The sequence below is a fragment of the Gramella jeungdoensis genome (assembly GCF_023805255.1).
Classification (GTDB): Bacteria; Bacteroidota; Bacteroidia; order Flavobacteriales; family Flavobacteriaceae; genus Christiangramia; species Christiangramia jeungdoensis.
Map to the genome: position 1 here is coordinate 57,716 of NZ_JAMSCK010000006.1, position 23,821 is coordinate 81,536.

Here is a 23,821-nt window from a genome sequence, read left to right on the forward strand (position 1 = left end):
TAACTTTATCTTAAATCTAGTAAGTGTAGCAATAGTGATTAATGATGAATAGATGTCCCTACCTAGGAGTTATTGTTATTCTTAGTTTTTTATTTCTGGCTTGTGAAAATGAGGAAAGTCTTTTTGAAAAGATAGACGCGGGCTACTCGAATATCTATTTTTCTAATGATTTCGATCCAGATTCCAGGCTGAGCATTCTCAACTATCTTTATTATTATAATGGAGGAGGAGTTGCCGCCGGGGATTATAATTCTGATGGGCTTATTGACCTTTATTTCACCTCAAATGAGGGAGCCGATAAGTTGTATATTAACAAAGGAAATTTCAGGTTTGAAGATATCACATCCAAAGCCGGCATTAACAATTCTGATGGCTGGACAACAGGGATAAGCAATGTGGATATTAATGGAGACGGTTTACTGGACCTTTATATTTCAAAGGTTAGTCAGTTCCAGGGTCTTACCGGTCACAATCTCCTTTATGTAAACCGGGGTAATAATGACAATAATATTCCAGTATTCGAAGAGCAATCCGCTAAATATGGACTCAATTTTTCAGGCTTTTCCACGCAATCGGTATTTTTTGACTATGACCTGGACGGAGATCTGGATATGTTTCTCCTGAATCATTCGGTACATCCCAATACAAATTATGGGAAAGGCCAGCTACGCAATAGCTTCGATCCTAAATCTGGGGACCGCCTGTTTAGAAATGATGATGGCCATTTTAATGATGTATCTAAAGAAGCTGGCATATTTCAGGGTAAAATTGGTTATGGGCTTGGGATATCAGTTGGTGATCTCAATGGGGATTTCTATCCCGATGTATATATAGGCAATGATTTTTTTGAAAATGACTACTTATACATCAATAATGGGAATGGTGGATTTGATGAAATAATATCAAATGAGCCGGAGAAGTTGGGCCATACCACTCATTTCTCAATGGGGAATGATATTTCTGATATGAATAACGACGGAAGACCAGATATACTTTCATTAGATATGCTTCCCGAAGATCTTGAAACTTATAAGACTTCAGGCCTGGAATATCCATTTCAAACCTATTCCTATTACCTTAAAAATGGTTATTCTCCTCAGTATATGCAAAATACATTGCACCTTAATACAGGGGATCTCAATTTCTCTGAAACGGCATTTATTAGTGGTGTAGCCGCTTCTGAATGGTCATGGGGGGCTATGTTCGCCGACTTTGATAATGATACCCATAAAGACCTTTTCATTAGCAATGGTATTAAAGGGGCGACTAATGATATGGATTTCATCAAGTACATTTCAAACGAGAAGATTCAGGAAAAACTCAGTCGTGGCGAGTATAACGATTATGAAAACCTTATAAAGGATCTTCCGGAAAAGAGACTTGAGAATTACATCTATAAAAACCTTGGAGATAACACCTTTAGAAATTTAAAAAATGAATGGTTAGATTCCGGAAAAACCTTCAGCCACGGTTTTGTTTATGCCGATCTGGACAATGATGGCGATCTTGATCTGGCCATAAATAATACCGAAAGTACTGCAGGTATTTACCGAAATAATGCTGAAAAAGTCAAAGACCCTAACTCCTTCCTGAAAATTGATTTTAAAGGTAGTCAGGCTAATCAATTTGGAATTGGAGCTAAGGTAAAAGTATATAATGATGGTAAAATGCAGTTTCAGGAGCAATACTTAACCCGGGGATACTTATCTTCTATTGCTCCCGGTCTTAATTTTGGAATGGGTAAATCTAAGGTAACTGATTCTGTAGTGGTAATCTGGCCGAATGGCTTTAAGGAAACAAAACATGATATAAAAACCAATACTACTGTCTTATTCAATATCAAAGATGCTAAAACATCAATAAAGAATTCATCAGGAAGATCAGAGGGATTAGTCAGAGTGGACTCACTTATAAATTACAGGCATGTTGAGCAATCTACGCTTGATTTCAATAAAGAGCCTTTAATTCCTTTTGGTTATAGTAATCTTAGTCCGGCGGTAACGGTTTCTGATTTTAATAATGACGGCCTGGATGATATAGTTATAGGGGGAGGAAAGACACAGGCCCTAGGCATCTGGACCCAAAATGATGATGGTACTTTTACGTCTTTTGAAGCAAGTGTATTTGATGATAATGCAATTTCTGAAGATACCTTCCAGCTATTTGTGGATATTGAAAACGATGGGGATAAAGATCTGATTGTAGTTAGTGGCGGGAACGAATTCAAGGGCGGCAAAGCTCTGCAGCCAAGGTTATATATTAATCAGAATGGTACATTTCAACTGGTTAGCGATGAATTTAAAGGTCTGGAAATGAACGCTTCCAAGATTAGTGCTGTAGATTTTAATAATGATGGTTTTACAGATCTGTGTTTTACTGCTAATATAGAGCCTTCTCAATATGGTAAAACTCCGATCCAATATTTGCTTTTGAATAATGGGAAGGGTCATTTTACCGAGGTTACCACTAATATTTCAAAATCATTCCAAAATGCCGGCATGGTTCAGGACATTGTATGGAAGGATATCAATGGCGATAATTATCCCGATGCTATAATGGCAGGGCACTGGATGCCGCTAAAGGTGTTTTTAAATAATAACGGAGAGAGTTTAAAACTTGTTGATGCAGGTCTGGAGGATTCGAACGGCTGGTGGAATGCGGTTGTCGCTGAAGATTTTGATGCCGATGGTGATATTGATATTGTAGCCGGAAACTGGGGGCTTAACTCCAGATTAAGCGCGAATAAGGATCAACCAATTAAATTATATCTAACAGATTTTGACGATAATGGATCTATAGATCCTGTAATGACCTATTTTTATAATGGCACCGAAACTCCTTTTTCCTCGAAAGATGAGTTAGATAAACAAATGCCATTTTTAAAAAAGAAATATCCCAATTACAGTGATTATGCGAAAGCCAGCTTTTCTGATATATTTCCAGAAGAAAAACTAAAGAAAGCTCAGCTTAATAAGGTTTATGAATTAGGAAGTTACTATTTTGAAAATTTAGGGAACAATACTTTTAAAAAACATCTTTTACCTTTTGAAGCCCAGGTTTCAAAGATATTCGATATAGAAGAATTTGATTTTAATAATGATGGTTATCCAGATCTTTTTATCGTTGGTAACGATTATGAAATAAGCACCCAATTAGGTAGATTAGATGCCTCCCATGGTGCAGTTCTTATAAATGACACCAAAGGGAACTTTAAAACTTCTGGTGAGTTCAGGCCTAATCTTTCAGGACCAGCCAGGGATATAGAAAAGTTCTGTATAAATGGCCGAACACATTTTATCGTAACCTTTAATAATGCTGAACCTGTTATTTTGAAATATAATAATATACAAAACCCATGAGATTCCAGTTTTTAATATCAATATTTTCGTTAAGTACTCTGGCGCTTATTACCTCATGTAATGATGAAGGTACCTCAGAGCAACAAGAAGAGCAGCAGAATGAAAATAAGCTCTATACCCTTATGGATCCTGAAGAAACAGGAGTAGACTTTTTAAATGAGGTAAAGAACCAACCCGATTTTAACATTTTTAAATACCGTAACTTCTATAACGGAGGTGGAGTAGCTATTGGGGATATCAATAATGACGGACTGCCTGATATTTACTTAACTGCCAATATGAAACCCAATAAGCTATATCTTAATAAAGGTAACTTCAAATTTGAAGATATCTCCAAATCGGCTGGAGTTGAAGGCAACAAACCCTGGTCTACCGGGGTGAATATGGTAGATATCAATAATGATGGATTACTGGATATTTATGTTAGCAATGCCGGAAATATGGAAGGCGATAATCATAATAATGATCTCTACATAAACAATGGAGATCTCACCTTCACAGAAAGAGCAAAGGAATTTAATCTAGCAGAGACAGGTTTTAGTACACACGCTACTTTTTTTGATTATGATAAGGATGGTGATCTGGATGCATATATTCTCAATAATAGTAATATCCCCGTGAGCAGTCTGGGTTATGCCGGGCAAAGAGAGGTAAGAGCCCAGGACTGGGAAGGAATTCCAAAGATCTTCAGAGGGGTAGGAGATATGCTTTTGAGAAACGATGACGGTAAATTCGTGGATGTAAGCGAAGAGGCTAATATTTATGGAAGTTTAATAGGTTTCGGGCTTGGAGTTATGGTGAGTGATTTTAATAATGATCTGTATCCCGATATATACGTTTCAAACGATTTTTATGAAAGGGATTATCTCTATATAAATAACCAGGATGGGACCTTTACCGAGGATATAGAGAACTGGACTTCTCATTTATGTCTTTCTGCCATGGGTGTAGATATGGCCGATATCAATAATGATGGTTACGCCGATATCTTTATTACCGATATGCTTCCAGATTCAGAAGAACGCACCAAATCGGTAATGGAATTTGAAGGCTATAATGTCTTTAAGCTTAAGCAAAGTAAAGACTTTTACCAGCAATATATTCATAATACGCTTCAGTTAAATAATGGTAATAACAGTTTCTCTGAGATTGCTCACTTTAGCGGTGTGGAAAGTACCGATTGGAGTTGGGCAGGTCTTATTTTCGATATGGACAATGACGGAAATAGGGACATTTTCGTAACTAATGGCATCAACCATGATCTTACAAACCTTGATTTTGTTGAATTCTTCGCGAACGACATCATACAGAATATGGTTTTAACCGGGCAGAAAAAAGCGATTGACTCCATCATTGATAAAATGCCGGTGACCCCGTTACCAAATTATGCGTTCCAGAATACGGGAGACCTTAAATTCAAGAATTCAGCTGAAGAGTGGGGATTGGGAATTCCAAGCCTTTCTAACGGATGTGCCTATGGCGATCTTGATAATGATGGAGATCTGGATCTTGTTGTGAATAATGTAAACATGAAATCCTTCGTTTATGAGAATAATTCAGATAAGCTTAAAGACCGAAACTATCTTCGTATCAAGTTAAAAGGAAAGGAAAAGAACCAGTTTGGGATAGGAAGTATTGTAAGATTATATCTTGGAAATTCTGTGATTCTCCAGGAACAGAATCCATCCCGAGGATTTCAATCCTCTATGGATTATACCATGAATATAGGTCTGGGAAAAGTGAATAAGATAGACTCCTTAAGGATTATCTGGCCAGATGATGCCACACAACTACTTAAAGAGGTAGATGTTAACCAGACCCTTGTTTTGGAACAGAGCAAGGCTAATGAGAAATTCGTGCCTCAAACTCCTCCAAGGCCGAAGCCTTTATTAACCGAACTTCCCAATAATAAACTGGAAGCTCATAAGGAAAACGCTTATACAGATTTCGATTATGAGGGGATGATCTATAGAAAATTATCTCAGGAAGGTCCTGCGCTGGCTGTAGCCGATGTAAATGGTGATGGTAGTGAAGATGTATTTATAGGTGGAGCTAAGGAACAACCAGGAATTATTTACCTTAACAATGGGAATGGAGATTTGAATAAGACTCCGCAACCCGCTCTGGATAACGATTTTATGTTTGAGGATACTGCCGCAGCATTTCTGGATGTGGACGGTGATGGAGACCAGGACCTCATGGTAGGATCGGGTGGTAATGAAGTTGGAGAAGAAAGTAATTACAGGCCTCGACTTTATATAAACGATGGTAAAGGTAAATTCACGCCTTCTACTCATATTGTTCCTGCAGTGAACCAGAATGTTGCTGTAATCGCTCCTCATGATTTCGATTCCGATGGAGATATGGATGTTTTTGTTGGTTCAAGGAGTGTTGCAGTAAATTATGGTCTTGATCCCCAGCATCTATTCCTTGAGAATAAGGGCAACGGCGAGTTTGTGAATTCAACCGAACGTATTGCCTATGATGTGAAATATGCGGGAATGATCACCGATGCCATTTGGCAGGATATTGATGGCGATGGCAAAATGGATCTTATTACTGTTTCAGACTGGGGGGCTCCGAAGATCTTTAAAAATTCGGGAAGAAGACTTTCGCATTATAAAACCAACCTTGATAAATATGAGGGATGGTGGAACGTTGTTGAGGCCGCCGATCTTGACAATGATGGAGACCAGGACCTTATTATAGGCAACAAAGGCTCTAACATACCTTACGAAACCTCTTTTAAGAACCCCATGAAAATGTGGGTAAATGATTTTGATAATAATGGAACTATTGAGCAAATAGTCACTAAGCAAAAGAACGGTAAAGATTATCCGTTGCATATGAAGAAGGAGATGACCACTCAGCTGGTTTCTCTTAAGAAGGAAAACCTTAAAGCTTCAGAGTATGCTGTAAAATCGATAGATGAGTTACTGCCAAAAGATAAACTTAAAAATGCCATATTAAAACAGGCGGTAATCTCTGAAACTATTATTGCCGTGAATGAAGGTGATGGTAACTTCAAAATAAAGGAACTGCCGGGCAGGGTTCAGTTTTCTTGCGTCTGTGGTATTTCGTGCACAGATGTTAACAATGATGGTAATCTGGATCTTGTGATGGGAGGAAATAATTTTGAATTCAAACCGCAATTCTCAAGGCTTGATGCAAGTTTCGGAAATGTTCTGCTTGGGGATGGTAACATGAATTTTGAATGGCAGGACTATACCAAAAGTGGTTTCACTATTAAAAGTGAGGTCAAGTACCTGCAGAAATTCAAGGATAAGAATGGGAATACCTTTATTATAGCCGCAATCAATGATGAAAAACCGAAGATTTTTGAAATCAGCAGTTTATAGATTATTCATATTTCAAATTCTGGTTCTAAGTTTAAGCGGATGTTCCAATAAGGAGAAGAAATTCTTTTCCAATCCGCAGCCCAAAGTTTCAGGAATTGATTTTACTAATACGCTCACCGAGAACCGTGATCAGAATATACTGGACTATCTCTATTATTATAATGGCGGTGGGGTTAGTATTGGAGATATTAATAACGACGGATTGGCCGATATATATTTCACCGGGAATCAGGTTAAAAACAAGCTTTACCTGAATAAAGGGAATTTGAAATTTGAGGATATCACTGAAAAAGCTGGGGTAGAAGGTGAAAGCACCTGGAATACGGGAACCACCATGGCCGATGTTAACGGCGATGGATTACTGGATATCTATGTCTCCGCTGTTGTTGGAGTTAACGGTTTCACCGGTCATAATGAACTCTTTATTAATAATGGTGATCTTACCTTCACCGAAAGTGCTGCGGAATATGGCCTTGATCTGGACACATATTCTTCACAGGCTGCATTTTTCGATCTCGAAAATGACGGCGATCTTGATGTTTATATCCTGAATCATGCGGTTCATACCACCGAATCCTTCGGTCCGGCAGAAATTCGGAATAACAGGGTTTATGAAAGCGGGGATAAATTGTTTCTTAATGAGAACGGTAAGTTTATAGATATAAGCGAAAAGGCAGGAATTTATGGTGGAGCAAATAGTTATGGCCTGGGCTTAAGCACAGCCGACTTCAATAATGATGGTTATACCGATATTTATGTGGGTAACGATTTTCATGAAGATGATTATTACTACCTGAACAATGGTGATGGAACCTTCACCGAAAGTTTAAAATCAAATTTTGGCCATGTGTCCCGTTTTTCAATGGGAAATGATGCCGCAGATATTAATAATGATGGATTTATAGATCTTATTACCCTTGATATGCTTCCCGAAGATGAGAAAGTGCTTAAGTCTTCGGCGGGGGATGACAATGTAAACCTACATAAACTCCGCATAGATCGTCTTGGATACCATCCTCAGTATACCCGTAATATGCTCCAGATTAACCGTGGTGGCAAATTCTTTTCAGAAACCGCCTTGATGAGTGGTGTTGCTGCTACCGACTGGAGCTGGGGCGCACTATTCGCCGATCTTGATCAGGATGGCCAGCAGGATCTTTTTATTAGTAATGGTATCCCAAAACGGCCTAATGACCTGGATTATGTGAAGTATACCTCGAATGAACAGATACAGCAGAAACTCGATAAAACAACGCTTGTAGACAATGAAGCTCTTCAGTTAATGCCATCGGGCGCCGTTACTAACTATGTTTTTAAAGGACAGCAAAATGGAATGTTCGAAGATATGTCTGAAGTGTGGATAGAGAATGATTCGATTATCTCTACCGGTGTCGCATATGGAGATCTTGATAATGACGGAGATCTGGATATAGTGACCAATAATATTAATGTACCGGCGAGTATTTATATTAATGATCAGCCTGAAGGCGATTACCTCAAGATAAAATTATCGGCAGGCAGTAAGAATCCATTTGGAATAGGTTCAAAGGCCATCTTATACACTACCGAAGGCCGCCAGGTAAGACAGTTATATACTACCAGGGGATATCAGTCTTCCTCACAACCTATCATTCATTTTGGTATTCCTAAAAATACCAGGATAGATTCTTTAAGTATTATCTGGCCCGATCAAAAAATAAAAACTCTAACCTCGGTAAAACCTAATTCCTTTCTTGAACTACAACCGGAAAAGACCGATAAACGTGTTGATGTTAGAGAATTATTCCATAAGAATGATAAAACTTGGTTTACCAGGTCTCAAACCGACTTTGGATTAAACTATAAGCATGAAGAGAATTCCTTTATAGACTTTGACATGCAAAAGCTTATTCCGCACCAGATGTCAGATTTTGGTCCGGCGGTGAAGGTGACAGACCTTGATGGAAATGGACTCGAGGATGCCATATTTGGAGCTTCCAGGTATAAGCCGGCAATGGTATTTTACCAGAAGGAAAAAGGTTTTGTTTACGAGAAACTTGATGGAATTAAAAATGATTCTCTAGCCGAGGATACAGACATTCTGGTTAATGATTTTAATAAAGATGGTATAAACGATATCTTATTTGTTTCAGGTGGCGGAGAATCGGTTGGAAAAGATCAATGGTTGCTGGACAGGTTATATTATGGGGAAGCGAATACCACATTTAAAAAAGATTCCCTCTTCCCGGAAATGTATGGTAACTCTTCTGTTATTCGGTCGGCCGATTACGACAATGACGGAGATCTGGACGTTTTTATCGGAGCAAATTCGGTTAATTATAATTACGGAGCCATTCCAAAATCTTATCTACTGGTAAATGAGGATGGTAGATTCTCAAAGGCCGGTCAGGCTGAATTATTTGATAATATCGGGATGATAAATGATGCTTTATGGGATGATTTTGATAATGATGGAGACCTGGACCTAATTACAGTAGGAGAATGGATGTCTCCAAAATTTCTGGAGAATGAGAATGGTGAGTTCAGAGATATTTCGTCCAACATGATTTCTGAAAAGCTGAATGGTCTATGGCAGAAGATTCTTCCTTTTGATGTGGATGGAGACGGAGATAAGGATTATATACTTGGTAACTGGGGGTTGAATTCAAAGCTTAAGGCATCGGATGAGTATCCTTTGCTAATGTATTATAAGGATTTCGATTCAAACGGTCTAACGGAAACCTTACTGGCCTGCGAGAAGAATGGAGATTATTATTTTCTTTATGGAATGGATGAACTTTCTGCCCAGTTGAGTCAGATGATACGAAAAAGATTTACCACATATCGTGAATTTGCAGGTAAGAAAGTGGATGAGATATTCACTCCTGAAGAACTGGAGGCTGCAAAAAAGCTTAAGGTTCATACCCTGGCTTCCGGATATCTTGAAAACAATGACGGGAAGTATAACTTTAGGAAATTTGATAATTCCTTGCAGGTGGCACCCATACGTGCTATGTTGAACTATGATTTCAATAAGGATGGGAAAGAAGAAGTACTCATTGGAGGAAATTATTTTGGCGTTACACCCTATCATGGAAAATTTGATGCAATGGGTGGTTCTATTCTAATAAATGACGATAAAATTCTGAATTCCAATGAAATTGGATTAAATTTATCACAAAAATCTGTTAAAGAATTTTCGGTAATAAATATCTCAGATGAACCTTATCTGTTAGTAACGATAAATGACGAGAAAGCCGAATTATATAAAATCAATTTTTAATATGAAAAGGATTCTATTATTAATTAGTATTATAAGTATTACTGCATGCGAAAAGAAGGTTGAGGAAATAACCGTTACCGGTGATGATTTTCATGATGCAAATGACAATCTAAGCAAAACGATGGTACATGATATTTTCTCACCTCCAGTGGCAAGTAGAGTTTATGCCTACTCCAATATTGCAGCCTATGAGGTTATTGCGCAGTTTAATCCTGAATATAAAAGCCTGGCCGGACAGTTAACCGACCTTGGACCTGTACCAAAATCAGAATCCGAAATAACAAATCCCGGTATCGCGGCCATGGTAGCCTTCTATGATATTGGTAGAACGCTTGTTTTTTCTGAAGACAGGCTTATCGAGAAAAGAGACAGCTTGTTTAATACCTGGAAGGAAAAAGATGAAAGAGGTTTTAAGGTGTCTGAAGCTTATGGATTGAAAGTCGCTGCTCATATAAAAGACTGGATGAAAAAGGATAATTATGCAGAGACCCGTACGATGCCTAAATTCACTATACATACCGATGATGAAAGCAGGTGGCAACCAACTCCTCCGGCATATATGGATGGGATTGAACCACACTGGATGAAGATAAGGCCTTTTGTAATAGATTCTTCAAACCAGTTTAAACCGGCTCCGCCACCGGAATTTTCTATGGAACCGGGAAGTCGTTTTCACAATGAGTTGATGGAAGTTTATAATATTAGACAGGAGATCGCGAAAGACGAGGAGAATAGTGAGGAAATGGAAATCGCCAAATTCTGGGATTGTAATCCATATGTCTCAATTACCAGGGGACATCTTATGTTCGCCACTAAAAAGATCACTCCGGGTGGTCACTGGATAGGGATCACCAAGATTGCCTGCCAAAAGGCAGAGGCCGATTTTGACAAATCAGTATATGCCTATGCCAAGACTTCAGTAGCCATAGCTGATGCTTTTATAAGCTGCTGGGATGAGAAGTATCGCAGTAATCTGGTTCGACCGGAAACCCTGATCAATAAATATATCGATGAGAACTGGACTTCGGTATTACAAACACCACCATTCCCGGAATATACCAGCGGACACTCTGTGGTGTCTGGTGCTGCAGCAATCGCGCTCACGGATATTTTTGGCGATAACTTCAGTTTTGATGATGATACTGAGGTTGAATATGGTTTGCCTGTGAGAAGTTTCAAATCCTTTAAGCACGCTTCTGATGAAGCTGCAAGAAGCAGACTTTATGGAGGTATTCATTACAGGGCAGCAATTGAGGTTGGTCTGGAACAGGGCCAGTCCCTTGGGGATTTTGTAGTTGATAATCTTAGTATGACTAATGCTAAATCAGATCTTGCTTCCAAATAACTTATGAAAAAAGCCATTGTGATTATTTTGGTCCTGTTTCTTGCGGGGCTAAGCTGGTATTTGTTTATAAAGAAATATGACTATCAGTTCCATATGGAAGCCAGGTATGGTCCTGGTACGGTGTTTAACGAAGTAAGTGATTGGAAAAATTTCACTCACAAATCGGTTAAAGAAGACATCACCATTATTGACAAGGATTCATTTAGTAGCCTAACACAAGCGGTTGATCATGGCGGTCATTCACCTCTTGAATTTTATTGGGAATTTGAGAAAGAAAATGATAGCATTACCCAGGTTGTACTAAACATACGATCTTCAGAAAATAAACTGATTAACCGTCTCGCTATTGTCAATCCCTTCCAAAAGAGTATTTATCTGGATACTTTAAAGGAACGCATTCTGGATTTCAAGAAACGACTAAATGAAAAACAGAATACCTATTCCATAAAAATAGAAGACAAAGTCGTAAAATCTCCTGGAATGGATTGTATTTGTCATAGCTCACAGAATATTCCTGTAAAAGACAAGGCGAAAGAGATGGTAAACACCATAACTATCCTTGAAGATTATGTATTACAAAGGGAGCTTAGATTAACAGCAAATCCTTTTGTGAAAGTAACAAAATGGAACAGGAAGACAGATGTAATAGATTTCGATTTTTGCTTTCCGGTGAATCTGGCACAAGACATACAACCTACCTCTAATGTTGATTTTAAACAGGTAAAACCCTTTCCTGCATTACGAGCTATTTTCCATGGGAATTACAGAAACTCTCATCTTGCCTGGTATGACCTGGTGGAAGAATCAAAGGAATTGAACAAGGTTAGTAATGAACTACCTCTTGAGATATTCTTTAATAATCCAAAAGTAGAAGCTAATTCTGCTAGAGACTGGAAAGCTGAAATTTATTTACCTGTTTTAGAATAGATCAAGGTATAGCTATACTTAATTTTTCGGGAAGAATTTTTATTTCAATTTCTGTTTCTTTGCCTATATATTCTCCGTCTACCTGGAAAGATACCGGTTTAAGGCAGGTTACCCTTGCCTTTGTGGCAGGGATGATTTCTACAAAATCCGGATCCAGATCGGTTTCGTTTCTTAAGGTTTTCAGAATATCTCCCAAACTCAACTTTTTAAAGACAAGGATCTCAAAGATACCGTCATCTGGAGAACCTTTCGGGTTTACGTTTGCACCCGTACCATACTTGTTCGCATTAGCAAAGCCGAGTAAAACAGCTGATGCATCTTTGGTACATTTCTCCGTTTCTATCTTGAACTGAAAGGGAAATTCACTTTGAATAAGAGTCGGTATACTTTGTATAAGGTAACCAAACTTTCCTCTAAAAGATGATGTCTCATAATTCTTGATCAGTTCAGCATTAATTCCGAGATCGCTCATATGAAGGCAAATTATGCCATTCAGGCAAAGTATATCAAGGTTTATATGGCTGTTTCCGAGTGCTGTGTCGATCTGTTCTTCCAGTACATCAGGTAAATCAAGATTAACTGCGAGGCCATTGGCCGAACCCGCGGGAATAACCCCAAGGATAAGTTCATAATCTTTAACAGTTTCGGCGACAAGGTTTATGGTGCCATCTCCACCTGCCACTATAACCCTGTCGATATTTTTTTCATCAATAAGAGATTTTATTTTCTCCCTGTCATTTTCATCGGTTGTGGTATAAAGGTGAAAACCTATCTCTTCTTTTTTAAGTTTTTCCTGAACCTCAGAAATTATCTTTTTTTTGTCGGTATCACCCGAAATAGGGTTTACAACCAATAAAACTTCCTTAAAATTCATCTACTGGTATTTATGGAACGCCTAAAATTAAGTAATTTGGAATGAAGGAATTTTAAAAAAAGGCCAATATTTTGAAACTCGATCTTAAGTTGTACAGAGGTTATGTAAATGGGGGAGAACTGGTTGTATTTGGACATTTATTTAAATCCTGGGCTCCTGATAAATATAGTATAGAGAAAAAGGGTATCAAACATGCATATGCCATTCTTCATAAATTCCGGATCAAACCTCTTAAGAATTTTGAAGTACGCTTGCAGTTCAAAGACCTCGACGTTACAACAAAGACCATGGATGATGGTTATTTCAGGTTTACGGTACCTTTTGAAGCTGAACTTGAACCGGGCTGGCATCAATATGAGGTGAGCTGTAAGATGTTCGATTTCGGGATGATCGAAAAAGGTGAGCTTTTAAAACCATACCCGAGTAAATTCGGAATTATTTCAGATATAGATGATACTTTTCTAATTTCCCATAGTAATAGCTTTTTTAAGAAGCTCTACGTAATGTTATCCAAGAATATCAATAAGCGAAAGGTGTTTGATGATGTGGTTAAACATTACCAGAAATTGAGTTCTGCAGGACAGGATAGTAAAAAGGCTTCCAATTCCTTTTTCTATGTTTCCAGCAGTGAATGGAACCTGTATGATTTTATCTCTGAATTCTCAGACCTTCATGAACTTCCCAAGGCCGTTATAAAGCTGAAAAAAATTAAAACAGGGCTTACCGATTTTATAAAGTCGGGAAGAGGCAATCATGACCATAAGTTCATAAAAATTAAGGATATCATTTCATTCTATCCCCATCTTAAATATGTTTTACTTGGGGATGATTCACAGCATGATCCCTTTTTATATGAAAGAATATGTAAGACTTTTCCTTTGAATATCAAGGCTGTTTACATCAGGCAAACCAAATCTGAACAAAAGAAGAAAGTGCAGGAAGTCCTTAAAAACCTGGAAAGCATGGATGTGAGTACCTGTTATTTTCGTAATAGTGAAAAGGCCATAAAGCATTCCCAAAAAGAGGACATCATATAAAAAAAAGCCCCGCCTGAATGCGGGGCTTATAGCAAAATCAAATGAATTATTAATTACCGAGTTCAAAGTTTTTTACTTCTTTGAAAACCGGCAGTTCAATACTCTGCATTTCCGATCGGTATTCTGCCCATTCTTCGTTAAAGAAGTCATTGGTTTTTTGAAGAGCATCTTTAAGCTCCTGCCTGGCATGTTTAATAAGCGTATGCTCGGTTTGGGTTAATCCACTCTGCCTGCTGCCAACATACCAGTTCGCATTGCTTATTCGCTCCATAACTGTCATTTCATTATTTCTCACAATTCCCTGTCTCTTATCTTCTTTACCAAGATATAAAGCTATGATCTCCTCTATAGATTTAATGATCTCTTCACTGTCTTTCAGTTCCTCTTCATATACTTCTTCTCCATTTTTCTGGGCTTTAAAATCTTTCTGGAAAGATTCGGCGATGTTCTTACTTTCTAAAAGTTGGTTCACGGCATCTCCCGCAGTACGGGTCATTTTTTCCAATTCTTTCAAATTCGCATAAACTTCCTCTATATTTTCTTTAGAAACATCAAGTCTCGGATCGGATTCCACTTTTATCATTCCTTCAGAAGAATTATCTCCGAAATGTAAAACAAGCCTGTAGGTCCCAGGTTTTACATCAACCCCGGAAGGTTCGGTTTTAGATTCTTTAATTTCTCTTGAAGGCCTTTCGACTCCTTTTTCATTCAAATTCCAGATCATGGTGTGGATTCCTGTAGTATCAGGTGCTTTTTGTTTAAGTGTTCTTATGAGACGGTCTCCATCATAGATATTCAGTTTTATGGAATCCCACTTTACTTCAGCTTCTTCAGTTCTGGTAGTATCTGAATCTTTTACTGTTGGTTCAATATCTCCAGATTCACCTTCACGATCTTTCCTGTCACGTTTTTTAGATTTTTTCTTTTTATCGACACTGGCCTCTTTATCACCGTCTGCATCTTTTTCAGGTTTCTTTGGGACCTCCACAAAATAACTGATCCTTCCGCCTGACGGACGGTTCTCTCCCTGATAGGTAGCATCGGCACCAAACCTGCTTCCGGTAGGTTGCTGGTAGGCTGTATGATAAGCTACTGGTGGCTCGAACAATTCCACTTTATTTTGAAGAATGGATTTGTTCCTCGCTATAGCCCTGAAAGGCCTGATGTCATCCAGAACCCAGGCGGCCCTTCCAAAAGTGCCAATTACCAGGTCCTGTTCGCGCGGATGGATTACCAAGTCTTTTACTGAAACTGTTGGGAAACCGTTAGTATATTTTTGCCAGTCATTTCCGGCATTGAAAGAAACATATAAGCCATCATCTGTTCCCAGGAACATCAGGTTTTTCTCTTCAGGATCTTCTATTATACTCAAAGCGTAACTTTCGGTGTCCTCTTCATCTACAATACGAGACCAGCTTTTTCCATAATTAGTAGTGCGATATGCATAAGGGGTATAATTGAACCTCCTGTAATCATTCGCCACAAGAAGGGCTTCTCCCTTGTTTTTGTTAGAGGCTTTTATCTGAACTATCCAGCTTCCTTCAGGAAGGGCGGGCAGATTGTTTGATACATCCACCCAATTCTCTCCACCATTGGTGGTGTAATGAACTTTTCCATCATCGGTACCTACCCAAATCATATCCTTTTCCAATGGGGAAGGCTCTATAACTAAAATGGTGGTGTAGTTCTCTGCTCCGGTAGCATCTATGGTAAGTCCGCCACTTTCTTCCTGTCTTTGTTTTTCCGGGTCATTGGTGGTAAGATCTGGAGAGATGACCTCCCAGGTAAGTCCTTTATCAGTACTCTTATGGACAAACTGGCTTCCAAAATATAGGGTGTTGTTATCAAAAGGATCTATATTAATTGCCGAATTCCAGTTGAATCTCAACTCCACCTCAGGGTCAGGATGAGTAGGCTTAACGGTATAATTATTTCCGGTTAGATAGTCATAACGACTCACATATCCCTGCTGACTCATACTCCAGCCATACCTGCTATCATCTTTATCAGGAACCACGTCGAATCCATCTCCAAAGGAGATCTCCTGCCAGTAAGAGTTTCTTATTCCCTGTGATTTCCATACATAGGCCGGGCCTCTCCAGCTTCCATTATCCTGCATTCCTCCGTATACGTTATAAGGGTATTCATTATCTACGGCAATATGATAGAACTGAGCTAACGGAAGATTAGCAACAAATCTCCAGGTTTCTCCACCGTCTCTGGTAATATTCAAACCACCGTCATTACCATCCATCATAAAACTGCCATCCTCAGGATGTATCCACCACGCATGATGATCAGGATGAACTCCGTTATTGACTCCGTAGGCAGGCATTAATGATTCAAAACTTTTTCCGCCATCTTCAGAAACATTCACATAGGTGAAGACGGAATATAAGCGATTGGAATTCTGAGGATCTACAAAAATATCGCTGTAGTAGAAGGGTCGGTTTCCTATCTCTTCCTTATCATTGATCATTTTCCAGGAAAAGCCACCATCTTCTGATTTGTATAACGCATTTTTTTCAGATTCCACAAGGGCATAAACGATGTTTGAATTACTAGGCGCTATGGCAAGACCAATACGGCCAAGATTTCCTTCTGGCAGTCCATCATCTGAAGTCTTTTCTTTCCAGGTCTCTCCACCATCATAGGTGATAAATAGGCCAGAACCTTCGCCTCCCGATTTAAAGAACCAGGGATCTCTTTTATGCTCCCACATTGCAGCTATCAGCTTATTTGGATTGTTGGGATCCATAACAAGATCTGCGGCACCGGTTAGTTTATTTGAGTATAATATCTTTTTCCAGGTCTTTCCGCCATCGGTGGTCTTATAAACCCCTCTCTCCTCATGTGCTCCCCAGGGTGAACCTATCGCAGCCGCATAAACAATATCGGGATTGTCCGGGTTAATGATCACTCGATGTATATGCCGGGTCTTTTCGAGTCCCATCTTGGTCCAGGAGCGACCTCCATCGAGGGATTTATAGATCCCGTAACCACCGTTAAGACTATTCCTAGGGTTTCCTTCGCCTGTTCCCACCCAGATCACTGAAGGGTTTGACTGCTGAATAGCTACAGATCCAATAGAAGCGGTCACCTGGTCTTCAAATATAGGTTCCCATTTTATACCACCACTCGTAGATTTCCATAGTCCACCAGAAGCAGTACCCACATACATAATATCCGGATTAGAGGTAACAACATCAATTGAGGTGACCCGGCCACTCATTCCGGCTGGCCCTATGTTACGCGGAGTTTTGGATTTTAATAAAGAAAGATCAACACTCTGTCCCAATGTTATACAAGTAAATAACAACAATGACAGACTTAAGTACAGTTTATTCATAAATAAATTGATTGATTAAAATGAAAATTGCGCTTCAAGATACTGATTTTACGGAAAACTTTTCAGCACAGTCGCGAAATGAAAAAAGGGACCAGTTCTGGCCCCTTTCTTATACTTTCATATTAGAATTATTTAAATTCTTTCCTCTCATAAAATTCGTCTGTGATCCTTCTTCTTTTAAGGTTTCTATATCGGTTATCATCAGGAATACGTCTGTGATCTCTTTTCCAATCCATATCATCATCAAGGGTTGGCTCAGGATCAAGATCTTTTAATTCGTCCTTATAGGTTAATTCTTCGTCATAATCTCCTCGAAGGTCTCTATCCCTGTCTGATGAGTATTTCATCCTGGCTTTTTCCCGTCTAATTTTCTCTTCCATATCCCCTAAGGAACGTTGTTGTGTGTCTTCTTCTTCTAGCCGAGCTTCTTTGCGACGTCTCAATTCACGCTCTCTAAGTTCAGCATCGGTATATTCTCTTTCATGATTAGGCCTTCTGCGTTTATATGAGCCAAGAACATGACGCTCATAATCCCTGCTAATCGCAGTTCCTGATCTATAGCGTTTTGTCTCTGCAAATGTCTGGTAGTTAATGCTTTCTGTGAAACAGTATTTTTCATCACGGTTTAGGCTAACCAGACCAATAGGGATTATAATATGATTTTCACCTTCCTCGTTAATGAACTCATGGACTTCAGAATCGTTATGTGCCGCATATGGATCATGATTCGCATCTATAATGCTTTGATCTACTTCAACGTCTACATATACCACCTTTCCCAGCTCTTTATTTACAAGCAGGTTATCTACCTTACCAATATCTCTGTTATCAAGGTCTTTCACCACCCATCCCCTTATATCGGGGTCTTTAGGATTAATTTTATATCCTTTTAATTCACTCATTTGGTATAAGTGTTTCTCTTTTTTAGTCATAACATTGTCTTTACGTGGTTAAACTGTAATTTCTTTTAGCTGAAGAGCTGCTGAATATGGCTTAATTTGGGTCACTTCATCTATCTCTTCAGTTTCTATATCATCAGTATCCTCTGTATCGGTGCTTCCATAGAAGTATAGGAAGATCACTACTGCCAGGATTATTATAAGAAATAACCATGGCCATACAGGTTTCTTTTTTTCAACTCTTATGTCTGCCATAATTCGAGTTTTTTGGTTTGGTCGTATCTAAATTACTTAGAGGCAGTGCTAATTTTATTTAAGTTTAGTGTAAAGTATTGTTAATTAGTATTTTGTTAAATTTAATGCATAAAAAAGCCCCGCTTCTGGCGGGGCTTTTTTATAATCATGAAACTTTCATTAATTCAGTAGTTTCAGTAATCTTTTCCAGGCCTCGTCATGAGCCTTTTTATTCCCGGGTTGGGCGTTTTCTTCATGACCACTTCGCATAAAGGCATGACCAGCATTTTCATAGATCTCGTACTCATATTTTTTACCTGCACTTTTCATCAATTTTTCTGTTTCTTCAATTGTTGAATTCACACGGTTATCATTACCTCCGTAATATCCATATACCGGGGCCGAGATCTTTTGAAGTTCTGAGGATTCCTTAGGCGCCGTTCCGTAAAAGACATGTGCCGAAGTTATATCGGGGTTATTCGTGGCATATCTGAAGGTTTGTGAACCGCCCCAGCAAAATCCAACTACAGCTACCTCACCAGAGGAAGCCGGATCTTTTATTATATAATCATATGCTGCATTAAGATCGGCCGTTACCTGATCTTTATCCAGATCATAAATAGCGGTCCTGGCAGCATCGGAGTTTTCAAAATCGGTAGTACGCTTTTTTCCTTCCACCGTATTGGATATAAGGTCAGGAGCTATCACCAGGTAGCCCTGAGCCGCCAGTTTATCTGCAAATAATCTTGCCCAGTCATTAAGTCCTCTGTTCTCGTGGATAACGATCACAGATTTTGATTTTTCATCACTTTCCGGGTACACCACGAAGGCTTCAAATTCCCTTTCTCCATGTGAGAGAGTTACCCATTCATGATGCCGGGGAGACTTAGAAAGTTCACCGTTTTGGGCCGATTTGCTGGAAGCCGTATCTTTTTTTTCAGGTTCTTTTTCTTTAGTATTCTTACAGGAATACATTAAGCTTAAGCCTAGAAATAACAAAAAGAATAAATTTGAATTTTTCATAATTTCAGGAATTGATTATCTGAAAGTGCCGGAAGGAAAAACGACCAGGCTTTCATGGCCATTATTGCCTACTGCCGCCACTCCGAATAAATAGTTATCTATAACAATACCTTCTAAAGTGAACTCGGTCACATCACCCACAAACCTGGAATACTGCCATTGTGGAGCCGTTGTGTCACGCCAGTAGATCTTATAACCTGCAATATCTCCATCAACCGGTTCCCATCTTAACCTGGTACTTGGTTCTACAATCCCACCGATCTCAACTTTCTCAGGAGCAGGTGGAGCCCAGGCAAGACTTGCCAGGTTAATGGCGTTTACAGCCGTTAATTTCTTGGCATAATTGAAATTTACACCTTCAACCACATCTCCGTATTTAATGCCATTTTCGGTCCTAATGTTTTGATGCTGACGGTTATAATTTTCATGGGCTTCCATGATCCTCACACCAGCATAACCCAGATCGTTAAAAGGTCTGTGATGTCCGCCACGCCCAAACCTATCCAGGCGATAGATCATCATCGGATTCATTTCAGGCATATATGTTTTTACATTTTTATGAATATAACGTGCCAGTTGCCTTGAGATCCCATCAACCTCGCCTCCATAGAATCGTCTCATTCTTCTTTCCTGTTCAGTTTCGGTAGGAGGGGTGGGTTCTGAAAATATCCTGAAACTTCGATTGTCTATTACACCATCTACACCTTCAATATTACCAATCATGTCGTTGTTAAGAATGCCAATGATATCCCAGCCCTGTTTCTTGGCATATTCAGCAAGGCCTTTACCGCCGAATAATCCCTGTTCTTCACCTGAAAGCCCAACGTAGATTATACTGTTTTCAAATTCATATTGGGAAAGCACCCTTGCGGCTTCCATAGTGCCGGCCATTCCACTGGCATTATCATTTGCTCCGGGAGCATCTGTAGTAAAATCCATAGTATTACTGGCCCTGGAGTCTATATCGCCACTCATGATCACATAACGGTTAGGGTATTTGGTTCCTTTTTGAATAGCAACCACATTGACAACCCATGCCTCTTTTGGAATTCTTTCACCATCTTCAGGGGTTACATAATCCTTCTGATAGAAAACATCCAGGCAATTATCACATTTAGTAGAAATATTCTCGAATTCAGACTTTATCCATCTTCGGGCGGCGCCAATTCCTCTGGTGTCAGAAACCGTATCACTAAAGGTATTTCTGGTTCCAAAACCAGCCAGTTTCCTGATATCATGTTCGATACTGTCGGCAGAAACTTTATTTATAATCTCGTAAAGCCGCTGATCTGTATCCTGCGCGTTAACGGAAAGATTCAGACTTAGAATTGCTATTAGAATAAAATAGAATCGGGGGTAAAATATATTCATGGTTTTTTATTTATGAGCTTTCTAAAATACACAAGTTTCGGAGATATATAAAAAAATAAGACCCCGGGATTTCCCGGGGTCTTACTTAACAATCAATTTTTCTATAAACTAACTGGCTTTCATTTCGTGCATTTCTGCCTTAGCCTCATTTATTTTTTCTTTGGACTTCGAGCTGGCCAGATTCGCTTTGGTTTTGGCCTTAAGAGCTTCTACCTTATGATTGATAGAATCGGTAAAATCATGGATACTTTTATTAGCTCCTTTGATATAATCATCACCTTTATCAGAGATAGCCTTTCTTGTATCCTTACCTTTTTTAGGCGCAAACAATATTCCTGCCACTGCTCCTGCAACCGCTCCTGAAAGAAGCCCTACTAACAATTTTCCTGATTTCATAGAATTTGGTTTTAAATTGGTTCGATTTAAATTCATAGGATAAAATTAAGTAGAAAAATACCTGATCCCACACTGAGCGAGTTAATGTATTTTTAAACTTTTAGCCGAATTGCCAATAATTTTAACAATGTAATTTGGCTATAAATTATCACGGAACTTTTCCAACAAGGTCCTTACCTTGGGAGTGCCTTCCACATAGAATCTGGCGCTGGTCTTTTTGATGCCAACCTTAACTGTATGAGCACTTTCCGGCAGTTCCTGGAACATATATTCATCTGTCCAGTCATCACCAATCGCAAAGATGAAATCATAGTTCTCACCTACCAGCTTTTTAGAGCAGGCCTTTCCTTTATTTACATCGCTGCTTTTTATCTCTAATACCTTGTTTCCTTCCAGGACGCTTAAACCACGGTTGGAGATAAGCTCCTTAAGAACATTGCTTAATTCATTGGCTCGTATTTCTCCCAGTTGAGGATCGGCTTTGCGATAATGCCAAGCCAGGGAATAGTTCTTTTCTTCAATAAAAGTACCTGGCGTACGGTCAACAAAATTTTCGATTACTGGCCTTACGGCATCCATCCATTCGCTTTTTACATTTTCTGAAAGCTCCCATTCCCCGTCAATCTGTCTCATCCAGACGCCATGCTCTGAGATCAATTCTACAGGAACATCTTTCCACCAGCTTCCGAGGGTGTTTTTATCTCTACCGCTTATAAGGATAACATCGGTATCTTCGGAAGCGTTCAGCGACCTGATCAATTCCTTTAATTCTGCATCGGGTTTTGCGTCTTCCGGCTTGTCCACAAAATTTACCAGGGTTCCGTCATAATCGATAAACAGAATCTTCTTTTCAGCTTTTCTGAACTGCTCCATGATTTCGTCTGAAATTTTCGGAGTGATCCTGGTAGCCTTGAAACTATCCCTGTTCTCTCTTGTGGCCCTGAGCGCTTTCATGAAGTCCTGGGCCCATTTTTCAACACTATATCTTCTTAATCTCTTCTGAAGCATTTTATTTCTGTCTACCTGCTCTTCCTTAGGCATATTGAAGGCAGTTTTAAGGGCATCAGCTACCTGCTCAAAATTGTTTGGATTGATAATGATAGCTTCATTCATTTCATGAGCGGCTCCCGCCATTTCACTTAAAATAAGCACTCCGGTTTTATTGGTTCTGGTAGCGACATATTCCTTGGCAACCAGGTTCATCCCGTCACGTATTGGAGTTAATAGTGCAATTTCACAGGTGGTATAAAGGTCGATAAGATTTTCAAATGGCATCGAACGATAGAAATACCAGATAGGTGTCCAGCTTACTGTTGAGAATTTACCATTGATCCTACCCACCAGTTCATCTACCTCACGTTTCAGCCTTCTGTATTGAGGCACATTTGAACGTGAAGGCACGGCCAGCATCACCAGTCTAACCTTCTCAATATATTCCGGATACTTATCAAGGAAATATTCATATGCTCTTATACGGTGGGCAATCCCTTTGGTATAATCCAGCCTGTCTATACTAAGTATCATTTTGGCCTCGGGAGTTGCCTCTAAATGATGGTCCAGTCTTCTTTGTAATTCTGACTGGTTTTCGGAGGTACTCTCGAAATGGTCAAGAGCTGCCTGTTCAAATTTCTTATAGTCGATCCCCATAGGGAATGAATCTACTTTCACTATCCTGTCTGGGAGGGTTACTTCATTGAAATCTACCTGGTGTCTCAGGATACGACTTACAGAACTCAGGAAGTGACGCTCGTAATCATAAGTATGAAATCCTATAAGGTCTGCACCCAGCACACCTTTAAGAACCTCGTCCCTCCATGGGAGTGTCCTGAAAACTTCATACGATGGGAATGGAATGTGGTTGAAAAATCCTATAACGGCTTCGGGTGCCTTTTCCCTGATCATATTTGGAACCAGTAATAACTGATAATCATGTACCCAGATCACATCACCTTCTTCATAATGCTTAAGGATTTCATCGGCATATTTCTGGTTAACCTGCTGGTATACACGCCAAAACTGGTCGTCAGACTCTGTATACTCCATAAAGTAGTGGAACAAGGGCCAGATGGTGCGGTTACTGAATCCATAATAAAAACCATCAATTTCGTCAGAGGTAAGATGAACTGCCACACAATTTTCTTCTTTGGCTTTCTTTTGCACTTCCTCCTTGAGATTTTCTGGAATTTCTTCTTCTGTAAGCCCGGGCCAGCCTATCCAGACGCTATCGCCATCCTTATGGAATGATTTTAAGCCTGTTGCGAGTCCTCCTACACTTGGGGTTACGTCGAGTTGGTCATTTTCAATTGATATTTGAAGTGGTAATCGGTTGGATATAATGATAGTTTTGCTCATAATTAATTCTAAATGCTGTTGAGACGAATTCGAT

At 39.3% G+C, this 23,821-nt stretch carries 14 protein-coding genes; 6 read left to right on the plus strand and 8 right to left on the minus strand.

Annotated features, from left to right (window positions below):
- The first annotated feature begins 41 nt into the window (after positions 1-41).
- From NE848_RS15210 to NE848_RS15230, 5 genes are read left to right on the plus strand one after another with little or no spacing between them, the layout of a single operon-like run.
- Positions 42-3,359 carry a VCBS repeat-containing protein gene (locus NE848_RS15210; RefSeq protein WP_252115224.1) on the plus strand — a complete coding sequence of 1,106 codons (3,318 nt, stop codon included), beginning with the start codon at positions 42-44 and terminating at the stop codon, positions 3,357-3,359.
- Positions 3,356-6,718 (plus strand): VCBS repeat-containing protein, encoded by a 3,363-nt coding sequence (locus NE848_RS15215; RefSeq protein WP_252115226.1) that lies wholly within the window; start codon positions 3,356-3,358, stop codon positions 6,716-6,718. The genes NE848_RS15210 and NE848_RS15215 overlap by 4 nt, the downstream gene beginning before the upstream one ends.
- Entirely contained in the window at positions 6,681-9,980 is a 3,300-nt protein-coding gene (locus tag NE848_RS15220) for a VCBS repeat-containing protein (protein WP_423748009.1), read from the plus strand. Before NE848_RS15215 ends, NE848_RS15220 begins: the two co-directional genes overlap by 38 nt.
- A gap of 1 nt (position 9,981) precedes the next feature.
- Positions 9,982-11,325, plus strand: a complete 1,344-nt coding sequence (locus tag NE848_RS15225) for a vanadium-dependent haloperoxidase (RefSeq protein ID WP_252115230.1) — start codon at positions 9,982-9,984, stop codon at positions 11,323-11,325.
- A 3-nt stretch (positions 11,326-11,328) separates the two neighbouring features.
- Positions 11,329-12,252 carry a GyrI-like domain-containing protein gene (locus NE848_RS15230; RefSeq protein ID WP_252115232.1) on the plus strand — a complete coding sequence of 308 codons (924 nt, stop codon included), beginning with the start codon at positions 11,329-11,331 and terminating at the stop codon, positions 12,250-12,252.
- A 1-nt stretch (position 12,253) separates the two neighbouring features.
- Here NE848_RS15230 and NE848_RS15235 read toward each other — a convergent pair whose 3' ends face one another.
- Positions 12,254-13,126: a diacylglycerol/lipid kinase family protein gene (locus NE848_RS15235; RefSeq protein ID WP_252115234.1), complete on the minus strand. Its 873-nt coding sequence runs from the start codon at positions 13,124-13,126 to the stop codon at positions 12,254-12,256.
- Between the two features lie 71 nt (positions 13,127-13,197).
- Between NE848_RS15235 and NE848_RS15240 the strand changes: the two genes are divergently transcribed.
- Positions 13,198-14,163: an App1 family protein gene (locus NE848_RS15240; protein WP_252115236.1), complete on the plus strand. Its 966-nt coding sequence runs from the start codon at positions 13,198-13,200 to the stop codon at positions 14,161-14,163.
- A gap of 49 nt (positions 14,164-14,212) precedes the next feature.
- Here the strand turns inward: NE848_RS15240 and NE848_RS15245 are convergent, their stop codons facing one another.
- From NE848_RS15245 to NE848_RS15275, 7 genes are all read right to left on the minus strand, one after another.
- Positions 14,213-17,512 (minus strand): WD40/YVTN/BNR-like repeat-containing protein, encoded by a 3,300-nt coding sequence (locus NE848_RS15245; protein ID WP_252115238.1) that lies wholly within the window; start codon positions 17,510-17,512, stop codon positions 14,213-14,215.
- A 128-nt stretch (positions 17,513-17,640) separates the two neighbouring features.
- On the minus strand, positions 17,641-18,414 hold the full coding sequence (locus NE848_RS15250; RefSeq protein WP_252115240.1) for a hypothetical protein: 774 nt from the start codon (positions 18,412-18,414) through the stop codon (positions 17,641-17,643).
- A 48-nt stretch (positions 18,415-18,462) separates the two neighbouring features.
- Positions 18,463-18,666: a hypothetical protein gene (locus tag NE848_RS15255; protein WP_252115242.1), complete on the minus strand. Its 204-nt coding sequence runs from the start codon at positions 18,664-18,666 to the stop codon at positions 18,463-18,465.
- A 159-nt stretch (positions 18,667-18,825) separates the two neighbouring features.
- Positions 18,826-19,668 carry a dienelactone hydrolase family protein gene (locus tag NE848_RS15260; RefSeq protein ID WP_252115244.1) on the minus strand — a complete coding sequence of 281 codons (843 nt, stop codon included), beginning with the start codon at positions 19,666-19,668 and terminating at the stop codon, positions 18,826-18,828.
- Between the two features lie 15 nt (positions 19,669-19,683).
- Positions 19,684-21,039, minus strand: coding sequence for a M28 family metallopeptidase (locus NE848_RS15265; RefSeq protein WP_252115246.1), 1,356 nt, complete (start codon positions 21,037-21,039; stop codon positions 19,684-19,686).
- A 108-nt stretch (positions 21,040-21,147) separates the two neighbouring features.
- Entirely contained in the window at positions 21,148-21,435 is a 288-nt protein-coding gene (locus tag NE848_RS15270) for a YtxH domain-containing protein (protein WP_252115248.1), read from the minus strand.
- A 138-nt stretch (positions 21,436-21,573) separates the two neighbouring features.
- Complete coding sequence (locus NE848_RS15275; protein WP_252115250.1) at positions 21,574-23,787, minus strand: bifunctional alpha,alpha-trehalose-phosphate synthase (UDP-forming)/trehalose-phosphatase; 2,214 nt, start codon at positions 23,785-23,787, stop codon at positions 21,574-21,576.
- Between the last annotated feature and the right edge of the window lie 34 nt (positions 23,788-23,821).

Excerpts from the sequence above, each read along its gene's own strand:
- NE848_RS15210 (WP_252115224.1), top strand. The coding sequence starts at position 42 with ATGATGAATAGATGTCCCTACCTAGGAGTTATTGTTATTCTTAGTTTT.
- NE848_RS15255 (WP_252115242.1), bottom strand. The coding sequence starts at position 18,666 with ATGGCAGACATAAGAGTTGAAAAAAAGAAACCTGTATGGCCATGGTTA.
- NE848_RS15265 (WP_252115246.1), bottom strand. The coding sequence starts at position 21,039 with ATGAATATATTTTACCCCCGATTCTATTTTATTCTAATAGCAATTCTA.
- NE848_RS15230 (WP_252115232.1), top strand. The coding sequence starts at position 11,329 with ATGAAAAAAGCCATTGTGATTATTTTGGTCCTGTTTCTTGCGGGGCTA.
- NE848_RS15245 (WP_252115238.1), bottom strand. The coding sequence starts at position 17,512 with ATGAATAAACTGTACTTAAGTCTGTCATTGTTGTTATTTACTTGTATA.
- NE848_RS15260 (WP_252115244.1), bottom strand. The coding sequence starts at position 19,668 with ATGAAAAATTCAAATTTATTCTTTTTGTTATTTCTAGGCTTAAGCTTA.
- NE848_RS15235 (WP_252115234.1), bottom strand. The coding sequence starts at position 13,126 with ATGAATTTTAAGGAAGTTTTATTGGTTGTAAACCCTATTTCGGGTGAT.
- NE848_RS15250 (WP_252115240.1), bottom strand. The coding sequence starts at position 18,414 with ATGAGTGAATTAAAAGGATATAAAATTAATCCTAAAGACCCCGATATA.
- NE848_RS15215 (WP_252115226.1), top strand. The coding sequence starts at position 3,356 with ATGAGATTCCAGTTTTTAATATCAATATTTTCGTTAAGTACTCTGGCG.
- NE848_RS15270 (WP_252115248.1), bottom strand. The coding sequence starts at position 21,435 with ATGAAATCAGGAAAATTGTTAGTAGGGCTTCTTTCAGGAGCGGTTGCA.
- NE848_RS15220 (WP_423748009.1), top strand. The coding sequence starts at position 6,681 with ATGAAAAACCGAAGATTTTTGAAATCAGCAGTTTATAGATTATTCATA.
- NE848_RS15225 (WP_252115230.1), top strand. The coding sequence starts at position 9,982 with ATGAAAAGGATTCTATTATTAATTAGTATTATAAGTATTACTGCATGC.
- NE848_RS15275 (WP_252115250.1), bottom strand. The coding sequence starts at position 23,787 with ATGAGCAAAACTATCATTATATCCAACCGATTACCACTTCAAATATCA.